Origin of the sequence: Isoptericola maris, assembly GCF_048065335.1 — a bacterium.
Classification (GTDB): Bacteria; Actinomycetota; Actinomycetes; order Actinomycetales; family Cellulomonadaceae; genus Isoptericola; species Isoptericola rhizosphaerae.
The window spans coordinates 20,796-37,036 of sequence record NZ_JBLUNY010000006.1 but is presented as its reverse complement, the minus strand read 5'-3'; the positions used below and the strand labels follow the sequence as shown (position 1 = coordinate 37,036).

Annotated in this window: 12 protein-coding genes; 4 read left to right on the top strand and 8 right to left on the bottom strand. The window is 73.4% G+C overall.

Going from position 1 to position 16,241, the window contains the following annotated elements; translation table 11 throughout:
* Positions 1-22: 22 nt before the first annotated feature.
* Positions 23-1,489 (bottom strand): hypothetical protein, encoded by a 1,467-nt coding sequence (locus ACH5HR_RS10360; RefSeq protein ID WP_416477729.1) that lies wholly within the window; start codon positions 1,487-1,489, stop codon positions 23-25.
* Positions 1,490-1,688: 199 nt separating this feature from the next.
* On the opposite strand from ACH5HR_RS10360, the gene ACH5HR_RS10355 reads away from it, so the two are divergent.
* The 3 genes from ACH5HR_RS10355 (at position 1,689) to ACH5HR_RS10345 (ending at position 4,537) form a co-directional block, all read left to right on the top strand.
* Positions 1,689-2,834, top strand: a complete 1,146-nt coding sequence (locus ACH5HR_RS10355; RefSeq protein ID WP_416477728.1) for a ferrochelatase — start codon at positions 1,689-1,691, stop codon at positions 2,832-2,834.
* A gap of 42 nt (positions 2,835-2,876) precedes the next feature.
* Entirely contained in the window at positions 2,877-3,641 is a 765-nt protein-coding gene (hemQ, locus tag ACH5HR_RS10350) for a hydrogen peroxide-dependent heme synthase (protein ID WP_402377466.1), read from the top strand.
* A 68-nt stretch (positions 3,642-3,709) separates the two neighbouring features.
* Entirely contained in the window at positions 3,710-4,537 is an 828-nt protein-coding gene (locus tag ACH5HR_RS10345; protein ID WP_416477726.1) for a TspO-related membrane protein, read from the top strand.
* 16 nt (positions 4,538-4,553) lie between these two features.
* Here ACH5HR_RS10345 and ACH5HR_RS10340 read toward each other — a convergent pair whose 3' ends face one another.
* The 3 genes from ACH5HR_RS10340 to ACH5HR_RS10330 all read right to left on the bottom strand — a co-directional run bounded on the left by ACH5HR_RS10340 (position 4,554) and on the right by ACH5HR_RS10330 (position 7,603).
* Positions 4,554-5,309, bottom strand: coding sequence for a putative protein N(5)-glutamine methyltransferase (locus ACH5HR_RS10340; protein ID WP_416477725.1), 756 nt, complete (start codon positions 5,307-5,309; stop codon positions 4,554-4,556).
* Between the two features lie 47 nt (positions 5,310-5,356).
* The gene (locus ACH5HR_RS10335; protein ID WP_416477724.1) at positions 5,357-6,655 is read right to left on the bottom strand and encodes a Glu/Leu/Phe/Val family dehydrogenase; all 1,299 of its coding nucleotides are present in this window, start codon (positions 6,653-6,655) and stop codon (positions 5,357-5,359) included.
* A 153-nt stretch (positions 6,656-6,808) separates the two neighbouring features.
* Positions 6,809-7,603 (bottom strand): helix-turn-helix domain-containing protein, encoded by a 795-nt coding sequence (locus tag ACH5HR_RS10330; protein ID WP_416477722.1) that lies wholly within the window; start codon positions 7,601-7,603, stop codon positions 6,809-6,811.
* A gap of 125 nt (positions 7,604-7,728) precedes the next feature.
* Here ACH5HR_RS10330 and ACH5HR_RS10325 point away from each other — a divergent pair, with 125 nt between their 5' ends.
* Positions 7,729-11,253, top strand: coding sequence for a proline dehydrogenase family protein (locus ACH5HR_RS10325; protein WP_416477720.1), 3,525 nt, complete (start codon positions 7,729-7,731; stop codon positions 11,251-11,253).
* 110 nt (positions 11,254-11,363) lie between these two features.
* On the opposite strand, the gene ACH5HR_RS10320 is transcribed toward ACH5HR_RS10325, so the two are convergent.
* The 4 genes from ACH5HR_RS10320 to ACH5HR_RS10305 all read right to left on the bottom strand — a co-directional run bounded on the left by ACH5HR_RS10320 (position 11,364) and on the right by ACH5HR_RS10305 (position 16,129).
* On the bottom strand, positions 11,364-12,377 hold the full coding sequence (locus ACH5HR_RS10320; protein WP_402377616.1) for a LacI family DNA-binding transcriptional regulator: 1,014 nt from the start codon (positions 12,375-12,377) through the stop codon (positions 11,364-11,366).
* Positions 12,378-12,394: 17 nt separating this feature from the next.
* Entirely contained in the window at positions 12,395-13,951 is a 1,557-nt protein-coding gene (locus ACH5HR_RS10315) for a glycoside hydrolase family 1 protein (RefSeq protein WP_416477719.1), read from the bottom strand.
* 76 nt (positions 13,952-14,027) lie between these two features.
* On the bottom strand, positions 14,028-14,951 hold the full coding sequence (locus ACH5HR_RS10310; protein WP_402377446.1) for a carbohydrate ABC transporter permease: 924 nt from the start codon (positions 14,949-14,951) through the stop codon (positions 14,028-14,030).
* The gene (locus ACH5HR_RS10305; protein ID WP_416477717.1) at positions 14,948-16,129 is read right to left on the bottom strand and encodes a carbohydrate ABC transporter permease; all 1,182 of its coding nucleotides are present in this window, start codon (positions 16,127-16,129) and stop codon (positions 14,948-14,950) included. The genes ACH5HR_RS10310 and ACH5HR_RS10305 overlap by 4 nt, the downstream gene beginning before the upstream one ends.
* Between the last annotated feature and the right edge of the window lie 112 nt (positions 16,130-16,241).

Sequence of the window (16,241 nt, the reverse complement as noted above, 5' to 3'; positions counted from 1 at the left end):
CGGCCCCGGCGAGTGGTGCGTGTCAGGGGGCGGAGTCGTCGTGCAGCACCACGCGGGACAGCTCGACGTCGCCACCCGGCAGCACCCAGTAGTGCAGCCGGCGGGCCTGCGGCGAGCTCGCCTGGAGGGACAGGCGCATGGCGTGCGCGCCGTCCGACTCGCGCACCAGGTACGGGCTGCCACCGCCGTCGCCGCACCGCAACCGGTGCAGCCCGAGGCCCGGCACGTCGGGCGCGCGCCCGGTCAGGACGAGGACGACGGCGCGGTGGACACGGTCCTCCAGCCCTCGCCCCACGTCGGCGAGCGACTCGCAGAAGCGTGGACCGACCGTGAAGCGGGGCAGGGGGTATTCGTCCTTCTCGTCCGCGCCGATGATCTCGGCCCAGGCCTGCAGCACGTCGTACCGCAGCTGGGCCTCGGGGTCGGTGAAGAGCCGCCGCGCCGGTGCGGGCTCCGTCGGGCGTGCGCGGCGTTTGCGGGCGCTGCGGATCTTGGCCTTGTACCGCTCGACGTCGTCGTGCAGGCGGTCGAGCCGGTCGCGCTGCTCCCGCACGAGGTCGCGCAGCCCGGTCACCTCCAGCTCGAGCGCCCGGACGGTGGCACGCAGCTCGACGGCGTCGTGCTCGGCGCGGTCGGCCCGGGAGCGGTGCTCGTGGACGGACAGCTCGAGCTGGTTGACCAGCGCCTTCTTGGGCGGGGTCGGCGCGGCCGCGGTGTCGTCCTCCTCGGGCACGTGAGCGTCGGACGACGGCGCGGCGGCCCGGGTGCGCCCGTCCGGCCCCTGGTGGACGTCGGGCGGGGGGACGGCCGGTCGCGGACCGGGCCCGGGGACGGGTCGCGGCCGTGGTGCCGGCTCCGGGGGCGTCGCTGCGGAGGGGGCGGACGACGCGTCGTCGGGGCAGGGCGACGGGAGCCAGGGGGGTCCGCCGTCGAGGAGGCTGACGGCCTCGAGCGCCGTGTCGGCGTCGTCCACGTCGTCGAGCCGCAGGTCCGGCTGGATGGTGCCGCCACCGGGGCCGGGAACGGGGCGGCCCGGGAGCATCCTCGCCGCGACGGTCTCGCCCACCGAGAACAGGTCGCGCAGGTCGGCGTCCCCACGGGCGGCATGCTCCCGCGGGACCCGTACCGTCACCGCCGGGGCGAGGGCCAGCAGCACGGTGTCGGCCGCGACCTGGTGCACCTGTGCCGGCACGACGGCTCCGTCGGGGTATCGGCCGTGCACGCGGGCGAGCTGAGCGGCCGGGTCCGGCAGCATGCCCCGCACGTCGAGCCGCCGCGAGCCGGCGTCGAGCGCTCCCCGGACCCGCATGCCCGGCGCGAGCAGCCGGTCGATCGGGACGACGGGCAGCGTCAGCTCCTGGGCGACCTGCGCGGTCGTGCCGTCGGGGGCCTGGACCAGCGCCCGGGTGCCGACGACACCGAGCACGGTGGCCGACGTCGTCGGCCGGGTGGCCGCGGCGGGGGAGGCGGCGGTGCGAATGCTGGCCACGATGCCTCCTCCGCGACGGTACGGGCGGATTCTCGAGCCTACCCGCGGCCGTGACCTGCGGCTCGACGGCGCCGCCGCGCGGCGAGGATCGGCACCCGGTCGACGCCGGGAAGGAGATGACACGGTGTGCGTTCAATGTCACGTCCGTTTTCGCTGACCGGGGCGACCGAGCGTCCCGTCCGGTGCGAGGATGAGGGACATGCCGATGACCTCCCGGTCGGCCGATCCCGGCCCGTACGACGCCCTGCTCCTCTACTCCTTCGGTGGCCCGAACAAGCCGGAGGACGTCGTCCCGTTCCTCCGCAACGTGACGGCCGGCAAGGGGATCCCCGACTCCCGCCTGGAGGAGGTCGGCGAGCACTACTACGCGTTCGGCGGCAAGAGCCCCATCAACGACCAGAACCTCGCGCTCAAGGCGGCGCTCGAGGCCGAGCTCGCCCGCCGCGGTATCGACATCCCCGTCGTGTGGGGCAACCGCAACTGGGAGCCGTACACCACGGACGCGATCGACGAGCTCGAGCGGCTCGGGGCGCAGCGCGCCGTCGCCCTCGTGACCTCGGCCTACTCGTCCTACTCCGGCTGCCGCCAGTACCGGGAGGACCTCGCCGTCACGCTGGACGAGCGTGGCCAGCTCGGCCCGGACGGCTCCACGGGCGTCCAGTTCGACAAGATCCGCTCGTACTTCAACCACCCGGGGTTCGTGCAGGCGAACGTGGACGCGGTGCTGGACGCCTATGCCGCGCTGGAAGCAGCGGGTGGCACGCCGGCCGAAGCGCGGCTGGTGTTCGTCACGCACTCCATCCCTGACACGATGGAGGCGGCGTCCCGGGTCTCCGGCGCCACCTACTCCCAGCAGCACCTCGACGTCGCAGCCGTGATCGCCGAGCGTGTCGGCCAGCAGCGCGGGCACGCCGTCGAGTGGGAGCTGTCCTACTGCTCCCGCTCCGGCCCGCCCACCCAGCCGTGGCTGGAGCCCGACGTCAACGACCTGCTGACCCAGCGCGCGGGCGAGGGCCTGCGCGACGTGGTGCTGTCCCCGATCGGGTTCGTCTCCGACCACATGGAGGTCGCGTACGACCTCGACACCGAGGCGATGGACACCGCCACCGAGCTGGGGATGAACGCCGTGCGGGCCGGGACCGTCGGCACCCGGGAACCGTTCGTCGCCGGCCTGGTCGACCTGCTCCTGGAGCGCGCCGCGATCGCCCGTGGCGAGGACGTCGACGAGGCGACCGTGGGCGACCTGCCCGCGTTCCGCTCCGTCTGCGAGGTGGACTGCTGCCTGCGGCGCGACGGCGAGCCGAGCGGTGTCCCCGCCCTGTGCTCGCGCGACCTGCACCGCTGATCCTGCCCGCCCACGGCGTACCGAACACGAAGGAGACCACCCGTGACCGACCAGCACATCCACGGCGACACCGGCGAGGCCGTCGACGCGCAGCCCCTCAACGAGTCCGTCCGCTACGCGATGATCTCGGTGTTCTCCCTCGCCGAGCCGCTGCCGGCCGACGGCGGCGCGCGCGCCGAGCTCGTGGCCGCGGCCGAGGACGCGCTGTGGGACGGCCGGCCCCGGACCGACCGTGACGCCGCGGGCACCGAGGGCGACGTCGTCGTGCGCGGGGTCTACGACGTGGCGGGCCTGCGGGCCGACGCCGACCTCATGGTCTGGGTGCACGGACCGTCCGTGGAGTCCGTGCAGGGCGCCTACCAGCGACTGCGCGCCTCCGGGCTCGGGGCGCACCTGGCGTCCGAGTGGTCCGTCGTGGCGCTGCACCGCGCCGCCGAGTTCAACAAGGGTCACGTGCCGGCGTTCCTCGCCGGTGAGGCACCGCGTGACTACCTGTGCGTGTACCCGTTCGTCCGGTCCTACGACTGGTACCTGCTGCCCGACGACGAGCGCCGCACGATGCTGCGCGACCACGGGATGGCCGCGGCCGGGTACAAGGACGTGCGGGCCAACACCATGAGCACCTTCGCCCTGAGCGACTACGAGTGGCTGCTCGCGTTCGAGGCGGACGAGCTGCACCGCATCGTGGACCTCATGCGCGACCTGCGGGCCACCGAGGCGCGCCGCCACGTGCGCGAGGAGGTGCCGTTCTTCACCGGCCCGCGCGTGGAGCTGGGCGCCTGGGCCGACCGGCAGCCCCTCGCCTGACGGGCCGAGGGCCGTCACGCGGCCGGCCAGCGGATGCTCAGCCGGTTGATGTTCGACATGCTGGAACCATGAGCACCGACAACGACTCCGCCGCGTCCCCGGCCCCTGCCACCACCGGCGACCGGGTGCGCCAGGTCGTCGTCCTGCTCGGGTCGCTCGTCGCGATCGCCGGCGCTGCCGTCGGCTCCGGAGCGTTCGGGGGGCAACCGATCGCCGAGGCGGCGGGCGGCGCGCTCTCCGCCTCGGCCACCGTCGTCGCGCCCGGCTCGTCGGCTTTCTCCATCTGGTCGGTGATCTACGCCGGGCTCCTGCTGTTCGCGATCGTCCAGCTCCTGCCCGGACGCGGCGGGGACGCGCGGATGCGGGCCGTGGGCTGGTGGTTCCTCGGGTCCATGCTGCTCAACGCCGTCTGGATCGCCGTGGTCCAGGCCGGCTGGCTGTGGGGCAGCGTGCTGGTCATCGTCGCCCTCCTCGCCGTCCTGTGCGTGATCTTCGTCCTGGTCGTGCGCATCCCGTCGCGCCGGCCGCTCGACACCGTCGCGACGGACGTCACCGTCGGGCTCTACCTGGGATGGGTGAGCATCGCGACGATCGCCGACGTCGCGGCGACCCTCGCCGCCCAGGAGGTCGGCGGGCTCGGTCTCGGCGAGAGCGTCTGGGGAGCGGTCCTGGCCGCTGCGGGAGCGCTGGTCGTGGTGGCCGTCGCCGTCTACGGCCGGACACGTCCCTTCGTGACGATCCCCGTGGGCCTCGCCGCGGGTTGGGGTCTCGCCTGGATCGCGGTCGCACGCACGCAGGGGCCGTTGACCGACGTCGTGGTCGCCGTGGCCGCCACGATCGCCGCCGTCGTCGCCGTGGTGGCGCCGATCATCGTCGCCCTCGCGCGCCGGCGCTAGCACCGCCCACGGGTGGCTAGGTGCCCGCCGCCGCGACGACGACGGTGCCGCCGGGCCCGTCGTCGTCCTCGGCGTGCACGACGCGCCCCCTCAACGCGGCGGCCGCCACGAGCGCGAGCGCCCCGCCCGTCTGGTCGGTGCCCACCTCGAACAGGAGGCTGCCGCCCGGCCGCAGCCAGGCGGGTGCGTCGGCGACCACCCGGCGCAGCACGTCGAGCCCGTCGCTGCCGCCGTCGAGAGCGACGACCGGTTCGTGGTCCCGGGCCTCGGGCGGCATCCCGGCGATCGCGGCGGTGGGTACGTACGGGGCGTGGCAGAGCAGCACGTCGACCCGGCCCCGCAGCGCGGCCGGGAGCGGGTCGAAGAGGTCGCCCTGGTGCACCGTCCCTCCGAGCGGTGCGAGGTTGCGTCGGGCGTGGGCGACGGCGGCCGGGTCCAGGTCGCTCGCGTGCAGGGCGGCGGACGACCGGCCGTCCAGGCCCAGCAGCACCGCCCCGCCGACGGCGCCGCAGCCGCAGCACAGGTCCACCACGACCTCGGTCGGGGGCGTCACGTGCAGGGCGGTGCGGACCAGCAGCTCGCTGCGGCGCCGCGGGACGAACACCCCCGGGCCGACGGACCACCGGTGGCCGGCGAGCTCCACCCAGCCGAGCAGGTGCTCCAGCGGCTCGCCGGCGACACGACGGGCGACCAGCGCCTCCAGCTCGTCGGGCACCGCCGCTCGGCCGTCGGTGTGGTCGAGCAGCAGCCGTGCCTCGTCCTCGGCGAACACGCAGCCGGCCGCCCGCAGCCGGGCGACCAGCGCGTCCCCGTCGCGGCTCAGGGGTAGAGCCCCCGCGTCTCGTGCGCCTCGGCCGTGCGCTGCACACCGATGACCAGGGCGGCGTCGCGCAGCGAGATCCCGTCGCGCCGGGCCAGCATCGAGACGTCGGCGTAGGCCGACGACATGCGCCGGGCCAGCTTCTCGGCGATCTCCTGCTCCGACCACCAGTAGGTCTGGTTCGCCTGCACCCACTCGAAGTAGGAGACGACGACGCCGCCCGCGTTCGCGAGGACGTCCGGCACCACGACGACCCCGTTGCTCGCGAGGATCTGGTCGCCGCGCGCCGTCGTCGGGCCGTTCGCGCCCTCGACGACCCACCGGGCGCGCACCGCCGGGGCCGTGGACTCGTCGAGCACGCCCTCGAGCGCGGCCGGGACGAGGACGTCGACGTCGAGGGCCAGCAGTTCGGCGTTGGAGATCGGGTCGGCGTCGTCGAACCCGACGACCGAACCCGTGGCCTCCACGTGCTGCTGCAGCCGTTCCACGTCGAGCCCGTCGTCCGCCCGCACGCCACCGTACTGGTCGCTCACGGCGACGACCCGGGCGCCACGGTCGGCGAAGATCGACGCGGCGTGGCCGCCCACCTTGCCGAAGCCCTGGATCGCCACGGAGACCTCGGGCAGCGGCACGTCCGCCTCCTTGAGCGCGGCGGCCGTGACGTGCACGATGCCGGCGCTCGTGGCCGTCCCACGGCCCAGCGACCCCCCGACGGCGAGCGGCTTGCCCGTCACCACGGCCGGGATCGTGAAGCCGCGGTTCACCGAGTAGGTGTCCATCACCCAGGCCATCGTCTGGGCGTCGGTGCCCATGTCCGGGGCCATGATGTCTGTGTCCGGGCCGATCACCGGCATGATCTCCGAGGTGTAGCGGCGCGTCACGCGCTCGAGCTCGGCCGCGGAGTACTCGCGCGGGTCGATGCCGATGCCGCCCTTCGCGCCGCCGTAGGGCAGGTCGACGATGCCGCACTTCCACGTCATCCACATGGCCAGCGCCCGCACCTCGTCGATGTCCACGGCCGGGTGGTAGCGCAGCCCGCCCTTGCCAGGCCCGCGCGAGACGTTGTGCTGTACCCGGAAGCCGTGGAACAGCACCGTCTCGCCGCTGTCGCGGCGCAGCGGCACCGCGACATGGGTCTCGCGGCGGGGCGTGGCGAGCATCTGGTGCAGGCCGTCGGCGTAGCCCAGGTGCGCGACGGCCCTGGTGAGCTGGCTGTGCGCCGTCGCCAGGGGTGAGGCGTCCGCCACCAGGGGTGGGGCTTCCGCCACCAGGGTCGTCGGGGTCGACGTCGTCGTCAACAGAACCTCCTGCAAGGCACGGGCCGGGCGCTCGGGTCCGGCCCGGCGGGTCGGTACGCCCCGTCGTGCGGGGTCGCAGGCAAACCGTAACCCCACCGACGGGGGCTCGACGACGGCCCCCCGCCCGGGCGCGGCGGCCCCGGTGCGGCCTCGCTAGCCCCGGCGTGCCCGACGGCGGAACGACGCCGGCGTCTCGCCGGTCAGCCGGGCGAAGGCCCGCGTGAACGCCGCCTGGTCGTAGAAGCCCGTGCCGGCGGCGATCTCGGCGATGGGGGTGCTGCCGCCGGTCAGCAGGTCCGCCGCACGGTCCACCCGGGTGCGCAGCACGAGCTGGCGGGGCGACAGCCCGAACACCTGCTTGACGCGCCGGTCCAGCACCGCCGGGGTGCAGCCCCCCATCGACGCCAGGTCGCGGACCGTCAGCGCCACCTCGGGGGAGCGGTCCAGGTGCCGCTCCACCGCGGACCGCAGCCGCGCCATCGCGTCCATCGTGACGTCGTCGGCGTCCCGGGAACGCAGGTCGCGCGAGACCGAGACGATGCCGACGAGCCGGTCCGCGTCGTCGTGCACGGGGAGCTTGGACGTGAGGTACCAGCCGGGGGTGCCGCCGAGGCGCCGGATCAGCTCCAGCTCGCCCCGCAGCGGCCGCCCGCCCCGGAGCACCTCGGCGTCCTGGGCCTCGTAGCGCTCCGCCAGCTCGGGGACGAACAGGTCCCGCGCACGCCGGCCGACGACCTGCCGGCGCGAACGTTCCTTGGTGCGGTGCACGAACGTCCGGTTGACGAGCACGTAGCGGCCGGACGCGTCCTTGGCGCAGAACATGACGTCGCTCAGCTCGTCCATGAGGGCGACCATGGTCCGCGCCATCGCGGCCAGGACGGCGTCGCCGGCGGGCCAGGTCGGTTCGTCGACGGGCGGCCCGTCGGGCGGCGGTACGGGGGGAGGCACGGTGCCGGTCTACCCGGCACGGCGCCGCGCGGCAAGTTTGTCGCCGTCGTGTTTGTCGCAGGAGCGCCGCGTCGCGAGCGGTTCTGTACAAGACGAGCAGGCGCCGTCAGGAGCATCCTGGAGGGATGAGCACCCACCTGAACGAGCGCGGCGCCACCACCCCCGGCGTCGGACGGCCCGACCTCCCCGACGCCGCCGCCCTGGTCGAGGACGCCGTGGCCCTCGCCCACTCGTGGATCGCCACCGCCGAGGGGACCGGCGGCGGTGCCACCCGCGCCGACCGCCGCACCCGCGCCACCGCCGAGCGGCTCGGCGACCTCGTCGCGGACCCCGCCGGCCTCGAGCTCGCCGTCGGCTTCGTCGACGACGTCGCACGCCCCCAGGACGTCCGGGTGGCCGCCAAGGCCCTCGCGCGGCTCGGGCGCGACGCCGGCAGCGCGAGCTTCCTGTCACCGGTCGACCGGGCGCTGTTCCGCGCCGGGGCCGCCGTCGCGCCGATGCTGCCCGCCGTCGTGGTGCCCGCCGCGCGGGTCCGGCTGCGTCAGCTGGTCGGTCACCTCGTCGCCGACGCGGGCCGAGGGCTCGGCAAGCACCTCGCCCGGACGCGCGACGAGGGCTACACCCTCAACGTCAACCTGCTCGGCGAGGCCGTGCTCGGCGCCGACGAGGCCGAGGCCCGCCTGCAGCGCACCATCGACCTGGTGCGGCGCGACGACGTCGACTACGTCTCCGTGAAGGTCTCCTCCGTGGCGGCCCAGCTCGTCACCTGGGACCTCGACGGCTCGCGGGAACGCGTCGTCTCCCAGCTCCTGCCGCTGTACCGCGCCGCGCGCGACCACGGCGTGTTCCTCAACCTCGACATGGAGGAGTACAAGGACCTCGCCCTGACCACCGCCGTCTTCCGCGACGTGCTGGACCGGGACGAGTTCCGCGACCTCGAGGCCGGGATCGTCCTGCAGGCCTACCTGCCCGACGCGATGGGTGCGCTCGACGAGCTCACCGACTGGGCGCAGGGCCGGGTGCGTGCGGGCGGTGCACGGATCAAGGTCCGGCTCGTCAAGGGCGCCAACCTCGCGATGGAGCACGTCGAGGCGGAGCTGCACGACTGGCCCGCCGCGCCGTACCTCTCGAAGCCCGAGGTCGACGCCAACTACGTGCGCATCCTCGACCGCCACCTCACGCCCGAGCGCACGGCGGCCGTCCGCCTCGGCGCAGCGTCCCACAACCTGTTCCACGTGGCGCTCGCGGTGCTGCTCGCCCGCGGCCGCGGCGTCGGCGAAGGCCTCGACGTCGAGATGCTGCAGGGCATGGCGCCGGTCGAGGCACGGCTCGTGCGGGCCGAGGTCACCCGGGGCGCCCCCGACGAGCACGGCGACGTGGTCCTCTACACGCCGGTGGTCCGCGACGAGGACTTCGACGTGGCGATCTCCTACCTGGTGCGCCGGCTCGAGGAGAACGCCGCCGAGCAGAACTTCCTGCACGCCTCCTTCGCCCCGCCGTCGGCCGTGCCCGGGGTAGCCGGCACGCCGATGGACCGTCAGGAGGTCGCGTTCCGCGCCTCGGTGACGCGCGGCCTGGACTACACGCCCGACGACGTCGCGCCCCGCCGCCGGTCCCGCTTCGCCGCCGAGCCCGCACCTGTCACGGACGGTCCGTTCCGCAACGCGACCGACACGGACCCCACCGTGGCGGCGCACCGCGAGTGGGCACAGCGGATCGTCGGGCCCGACAGCGGATTCGTGCCCGTCCAGGCCCCCGAGATCACCGACACCGCGACGATCGACGCTGCCGTCGCCCGCGCCGTCGAGGTCGGCAGAGCCTGGGCCGCCGTGCCCGCCACCGGACGCGCCCGGGTGCTCCGGGTGGCCGCGCACCGCCTCGAGGCCCGTCGCGGCGACCTGATCGCCGCCGCCGTGCACGAGGCCGGCAAGACCGTCCCGGAGACCGACCCCGAGGTCACCGAGGCGATCGACTTCGCCCGCTACTACGCCGACGCCGCCGAGGCGCTCGACACCGTCGAGGGCGCAGACTTCGCGCCCGACGGCGTCACCCTCGTCACCCCGCCGTGGAACTTCCCGGTCGCCATCCCGATCGGTGGCGTGCTCGCGGCGCTCGCTGCCGGCTCGACCGTGCTCGCCAAGCCGGCACCGCCCACACCGCGCTGCTACGAGCTCGCGGTCGAGGCGGTCCACGAGGCCCTGGAAACGGTGGCCCCCGAGATCGGCCTGGCCCCGGACGTCGCGCGCGACGCCGTGCAGTACCTGCGGGTCCCGGACGGGGACGCCGGCAAGCATCTCGTCACCCACCCCGACGTGGCTCGCGTGGTGCTGACGGGGTCCATCGAGACGGCCGAGCTGTTCGCACGCTGGCGGCCGGAGCGCCCGGTGCTCGCCGAGACGTCCGGCAAGAACGCGCTGGTCGTCACGCCGTCGGCGGACCTCGACCTGGCCGTGGCCGACGTGGTGCGCAGCGCGTTCGGGCACGCCGGGCAGAAGTGCTCCGCGGCGTCCCTGGTCATCCTCGTCGGCTCCGTCGGCGACCCGACGACCGTCACGGGCGAACGCTTCCAGCGACAGCTCGTCGACGCCGTGCGATCCCTCGCCGTCGGGGCGTCCACCACCCTGTCGACCGTGATGGGGCCGCTCACCGAGCCCGCCACCGGCAAGCTCGAGCGGGCGCTCACCACGCTCGAGCCGGGAGAGACGTGGCTCGTGCCGCCGCGCCGGCTCGACGACCAGGCGGCCGCGGCCGGGCTGGAACCCGACCGCCTGTGGACCCCCGGCCTGCGCGACGGCGTCGCCCGCGGCTCGTTCTTCCACCTCACCGAGGTGTTCGGCCCGGTGCTCGGCATCATGCGTGCCGCGACGCTGGACGAGGCGCTCGAGATCCAGAACCAGGTGTCCTTCGGGCTGACCGGTGGGATCCACTCCCTCGACGCCGACGAGATCGCCACCTGGCTCGACCGCGTCGAGGTCGGCAACGCCTACGTCAACCGCCACATCACCGGGGCGATCGTGCAGCGGCAGTCGTTCGGGGGCTGGAAGGCCTCCGTGGTGGGGCCCGGTGCCAAGGCGGGCGGCCCCAACTACGTGGCGCAGCTCGGTTCGTGGAGCGACACGCCGGCGGCGGCCGGCGGACCCCCCTCACGGGGCAACGACCCCCGAGGATGGCTCGCCTGGGCCGAGGCCTCGGACGACGCCGCATGGCAGAGCGAGTTCGGCGTGCCGCACGACAAGACCGGGCTGAGCGTCGAGGAGAACACCTTCCGCTACCGGCCCGTGGAGCAGGTGACCGTGCGCATCGGCGACGACGCGCTGCCCGCCGAGGTGCAGCGTGTCCTGGCCGGTGCCCGGCGTGCCGGGGTGCGCGCCGTCGTCGTCCCCGAGGCCGACGCCGGATGGGGTGTGCCGCACGGGGAGCCCGTCTCCCACGCGCAGTTCGCGGCAGCCGTCGCCGAGGGGCAGGTCACCGGTCGGATCCGCGTGGTCGGGTCCGCCCCCGGGCTGCGCGAGGCAGCCGTGGACCGGCTCGGTGAGGTGACCGTGCTCGACGGGCCGGTGCTGGCCGCCGGGCGGCGCGAGCTGCTGACGTTCCTGCGCGAGCAGGCGGTCAGCCGGACCAAGCACCGGTACGGCCACCTGCGCGACTGACGAGTGCTGTGGGTGCACGACACGCCGTCTAGCCGAACGGTCAGTCGGCGTGTCGTGCACCCACAACGGTGGGTGGGTCAGGCGGTGCTGATGCCGCCCGAGGCTGCGGCTCAGGCGGAGTCACCCTCGACGAGGCGGGGCACGAAGATCCGCGGCTCCGGGTGCACGTCCTCGCCGGCCAGCATGTCGAGGAGCGTCGACGTCGCTGCCGCCACCATCTCCACGACCGGCTGGAGCACCGTGGTGAGCCGTGGCGTCGTGCGCTCCGCGCCCAGGGCGTCGAAGCCGACGACCGCGACGTCGTCCGGCACCTTCTTGCCGTGGTCGCGCAGCACCTGGAGCGCACCGGACGCCATCAGGTCGGAGGAGGCGAAGACACCGTCGATGTCGGGGTGGTCGGCGAGGAGGCGCTCCATCGCCTTGGCGCCGCCCTCCACCGTGAAGTCGCCGTTGGCCACCGCGTCGGTCGGCAGGCCCGCCCGGCTCAGGGTCCGGCGCCACCCCTCGTGGCGGTCGAGCGACGCGGTCATGTCCTGCGGACCGGTGACGGCTGCGATCGTGCGGCAGCCACGATCGACGAGCCGCTGCGTCGCGACGCGGGCACCGGCCGAGTTGTCGACGTCCACGTAGTGCAGACCAGCGCTGTCGAACGGGCGACCCACGAACACGCCGGGGAGCGAGCCGGACCGCAGCTCCGGCTCGAGGCGGTCGTCCTTGTGGTGCGAGGCGATGATGACACCGTCGACGTGACCGCTGTTCAGGTACCGCGCGATGTGCCCCGGCCGCTCGCCCGGGCGAGCGAGCAGGAGCACGAGCTGCAGGTCCGTGCCACCGAGGCCCTCGCTGACTCCGCGCACCACACCGGCGAGGAACGGGTCGGTGAGGATGCGGGCGTCCGGCTCGGGGACCACCAGCGCGATGGAGTCCGTCCGGCGGGTCACGAGGGAGCGTGCCGCCCGGTTGGGCGCATAGCCCAGCCGGAGGATGGCTGCGTCGACGGCCTGCTGGGCCTCGGGGGACACGCGATCGCCCCCGTTGATGGCGCGGGACGCCGTCGACCGCGAGACTCCTGCGGCGCGCGCGACGTCGTCGAGCGTCGGAACGATGTGCTTCGTGACCACGATCGGAGACTACCTTTCGCTCAACCGCGGGCCGGGACGGCGTTGTCCCGGGCGACGTCCGCGTACCAGCGACCCGAGGACTTCACGGTGCGCTCCTGGGTCTCGTAGTCCACGCGCGTCAGGCCGAAACGCTTGGAGTAGCCGAGCGCCCACTCGAAGTTGTCCATGAGCGACCAGGCGAAGTAGCCGCGGACGTCGGCGCCCGCATCGATCGCGTCCTTCAGCGCGCGCAGGTGCGCGTCGAGGAAGGCGATGCGGTCCGGGTCGTCGACGGTGCCGTCCTGCTCGACGACGTCGGGATAGGCGGCGCCGTTCTCCGTGACGAAGAGCGCCGTGCCGCGCGGCCCCGTGTAGTCCTCCTGGATCCGGACCAGCAACCGGGTGAGCCCTTCCGGCTGCACCTCCCAACCCATGTCCGTCGTCGGCAGGCCGCGGCTGTGCGGGTAGACGCCCTCGGGGACCGGGTTGGGGGACCGGGTCTCCCGGGCCGGCGCGCTGTCGTCGTGCTCGCGGACCCCGTCGGGCCCGGCAGTGCCGTCCTGCGCACCGGCCGCGGCCTCGGGGGTCGCGGAGACCGCGCCACCGTTGTAGTAGTTCACGCCCAGCACGTCGATGGGCGTCGAGATGAGCTCGAGGTCGCCCGGCCGGATGAGCTCGGCGAGCCCGAGGTGCGCGACATCGACCAGGATGTCCTGCGGGTACGCGCCCCGCAGGACCGGGTCGAGGAAGATGCGGTTGAACATGCCGTCGTCACGTCGCGCCGCGTCGACGTCCGCCGGGCTGTCCGGGTCGACCGGGTCCGAGACGGTGAAGTTGAGCGTGATGCCGAGCGACGCCTGCGGAGCGCGCTCGCGCAGGGTCTCGACGGCGAGCCCGTGGCCGAGCATGAGGTGGTGCGCCGCCGCCAGCCCGAGCTCCGGCGACGTCCGGCCCGGCGCGTGGACGCCCGCGGTGTAGCCGAGGAACGCCGAGCACCACGGCTCGTTGAGCGTCGTCCAGACGGGCACACGATCAGCGAGGGCGTCCGCCATGACCTCGGCGTAGTCGGCGAACCGGTAGGCCGTGTCCCGTGCGGGCCAGCCGCCGGCCTCCTCCAGGGCCTGCGGGAGGTCCCAGTGGTACAGCGTGAGCCAGGGCATGATGTCGGCTCCGAGGAGCTCGTCGACCAGCCGGGAGTAGAAATCGATACCCTTGTGGTTGACCGTCCTGCCGTCCGGGACCACCCGCGCCCAGGAGGTCGAGAAGCGGTACGTGTCGAGGTGGAGGCTCTTCATGAGCGCCACGTCCTCGTGGTACCGGTGGTAATGGTCGCAGGCGACCATGCCGTCGTCGCCGTGGTGCACGGCGCCCGGGACCCGGGCGAACACGTCCCAGATCGAGTCGAGGCGGCCGTCCTCGGAGCCGGCACCCTCCACCTGGTAGGCGGCCGTGGCAGCGCCCCAGAGGAACCCGTCCGGGAAGGCGACGCGTCCGCTCGTGTTCCGGGTCGCCTGCACCAGCGGGCTGGTCGGCGTGAACGGGACAGCCGTCCCGGGGGCGGCGGTGCGAGCCGCGATGCCCGGCATGCTCAGAGTCATCTGTACTTCCCTGTCGGAGGAGGGGACTGTCCGGGCGCCCTGGGGCGCCCGGACAACCTGTGATCGAGTCTGCGTGTCAGCCCTTCACCGCGCCAGCCATGATCCCGGCCACGAGCTGACGCCCGACGAAGAAGAAGATCACGAGGAGCGGGAGCGTGACGAGGAAGATGCCGCCCATCACCAGCGAGTAGTCCACGAAGTAGTTCGCCTGCAGCGAGCGCACCACGAGCGGCAGCGTCGGATTCTCGTTGGTGAGGATGATCGACGGCCAGAAGTAGTTGGTCCACTGCTGCACGAACTGGAACAGACCGAGCATCGCGGCGGCCGGCAGCGCCGCGGGCATCGCGACGGACCAGAACGTGCGGATCATGGACGCCCCGTCCACGCGGGCCGCCTCGATGAGCTCGTACGGCAGGGCCTCGGACAGGTACTGCGTCATCCAGAACACACCGAACGCCGTGACCAGACCGGGCAGGATGACGGCCTGGACCTTGCCGTACCAGCCGATCTCGCTCATGAGGATGTACAGCGGGATGATCCCGAGCTGGACCGGCACGGCCATCGTCGCGATGACGAAGACCAGCAGCGGGCCACGGCCGCGGAAGTTCAGCTTGGCGAAGGAGTACCCCGCCAGGGTGGAGAACAGCACGACCGACGCCGACGAGATCACGCCGATGAGGGTCGAGTTCCAGAGCGCCTTCCAGAAGTTGATGTTGGAGTCGGTGATGACCGTCTGGAACTGCGTGAACAGGCTCGCGTCGGGGAGCCACTGCGGGATCGCGTTCTGCGCGATCGACGTCGGGTCGGAGGACCCGAGCAGCAGTGTGTAGTAGAGCGGGAAGATCGAGATCAGCAGGACAGCGCCCAGCAGGATGTACGTGACCCGACCGGCACGGCGGGCGGACCCGCCGAGGGGTGCCTTGCCGCGGGCGCGGCGCTTGGCGGCGGCGCGGGCAGCGCGTGTGCCGGCGGTCTGCGCGGTGACGGCGACGGAGCTCATCGGACGTCCTCCCCGGGGTTCTGGTTCGGCGAGCCGGTGGACGGCTGGACGGACGGGATCGACGGCGGTGGCGGTGGCGAGCCGGGCGGGGGGCCGGCGTTGGCACCGGGCGGTGCCGATGGCGTCGGGGTGCCGCTCTGGGCCGCTCCGGCACGGGCTTCGGCGAGCAGGGCCTTGGTGTGGCGTCGGCTCACCTTCGGGCCTCTCGTGCCGCCGGTGGCGATGCGCTGCGTCATGATGAAGTTCGCCATGCCGACGATGACGATGATGATGAACAGCAGCCAGGCGACGGCGGCCGCCTTGCCGAAGCTCTTCTGGTTGCCCCACGCGACGTCGTAGAGGTAGACGACCGTGGTCATCCAGTCACGGTCGGGGCCGCCGAGGCCCTGCGAGTCGTACATGCGGACCTCGTCGAAGATCTGCATGCCACCGACGGTCGAGGTGATGACCACGAAGATGACGGTGGCCCGGATCTGGGGGACCGTCACGGAGAAGAACTGGCGGATGCGCCCGGCGCCGTCGATGACCGCGGCCTCGTAGAGCTCGCGCGGCACCGCCTGCATCGCGGCGAGGAAGATCAGCGTGTTGTAGCCGGTCCAGCGGTAGTTGACCATCGTGGAGATGGCGAAGTGGCTGGCGAGGCGGTCGCCGTGCCACGCGACCGGGTCGACGCCGACCAGGCCGAGCAGCTCGTTGATGAAGCCGTACTGGTCGGCGTAGAGCCGGCCGAAGATCATGGAGATGGCGACCGGCGCCACGACGAACGGCACCAGGACACCCATGCGCCAGAACGTCGCCGCGCGAAGGTTCTGGTCGAGGATCGCGGCGATGGCGATCGCCATGATCACCTGCGGCACCGAGGAGAACAGGAAGATCGAGAACGTGTTCGCGACCGACTTCCAGAACAGCGGCTGCTGCAGGACGGCGACGTAGTTCGCCATGCCGACGAAGTCGCCCTGACCGCCGAGCAGGTTCCAGTCGTAGAGGGACACGACCGCCGTGTAGACGAGCGGGAACAGGCCTACGACGGCGAAGAGCAGGAAGAACGGCGAGATGTACAGGTAGGGCGAGACCTTCACGTCCAGCCGGCCGAGCCGCTGGGAGAGGCCGAGCCGTCGAGGCGGACGGTCCGGTTCGCCGCGCGCGTGCGCGGGCTTGGTGGGGGACAAGATGGCCATGAGTGTTTCCTGTACGTCTCTCCGTGGGCGGGGGCTGGGCACGTGTGGGGGGGGGCGCGCGGGGGCGGGGCCGCCCCGCCCCCCGCGGCGGGCCCGGGGCGGCGGGGGGGCG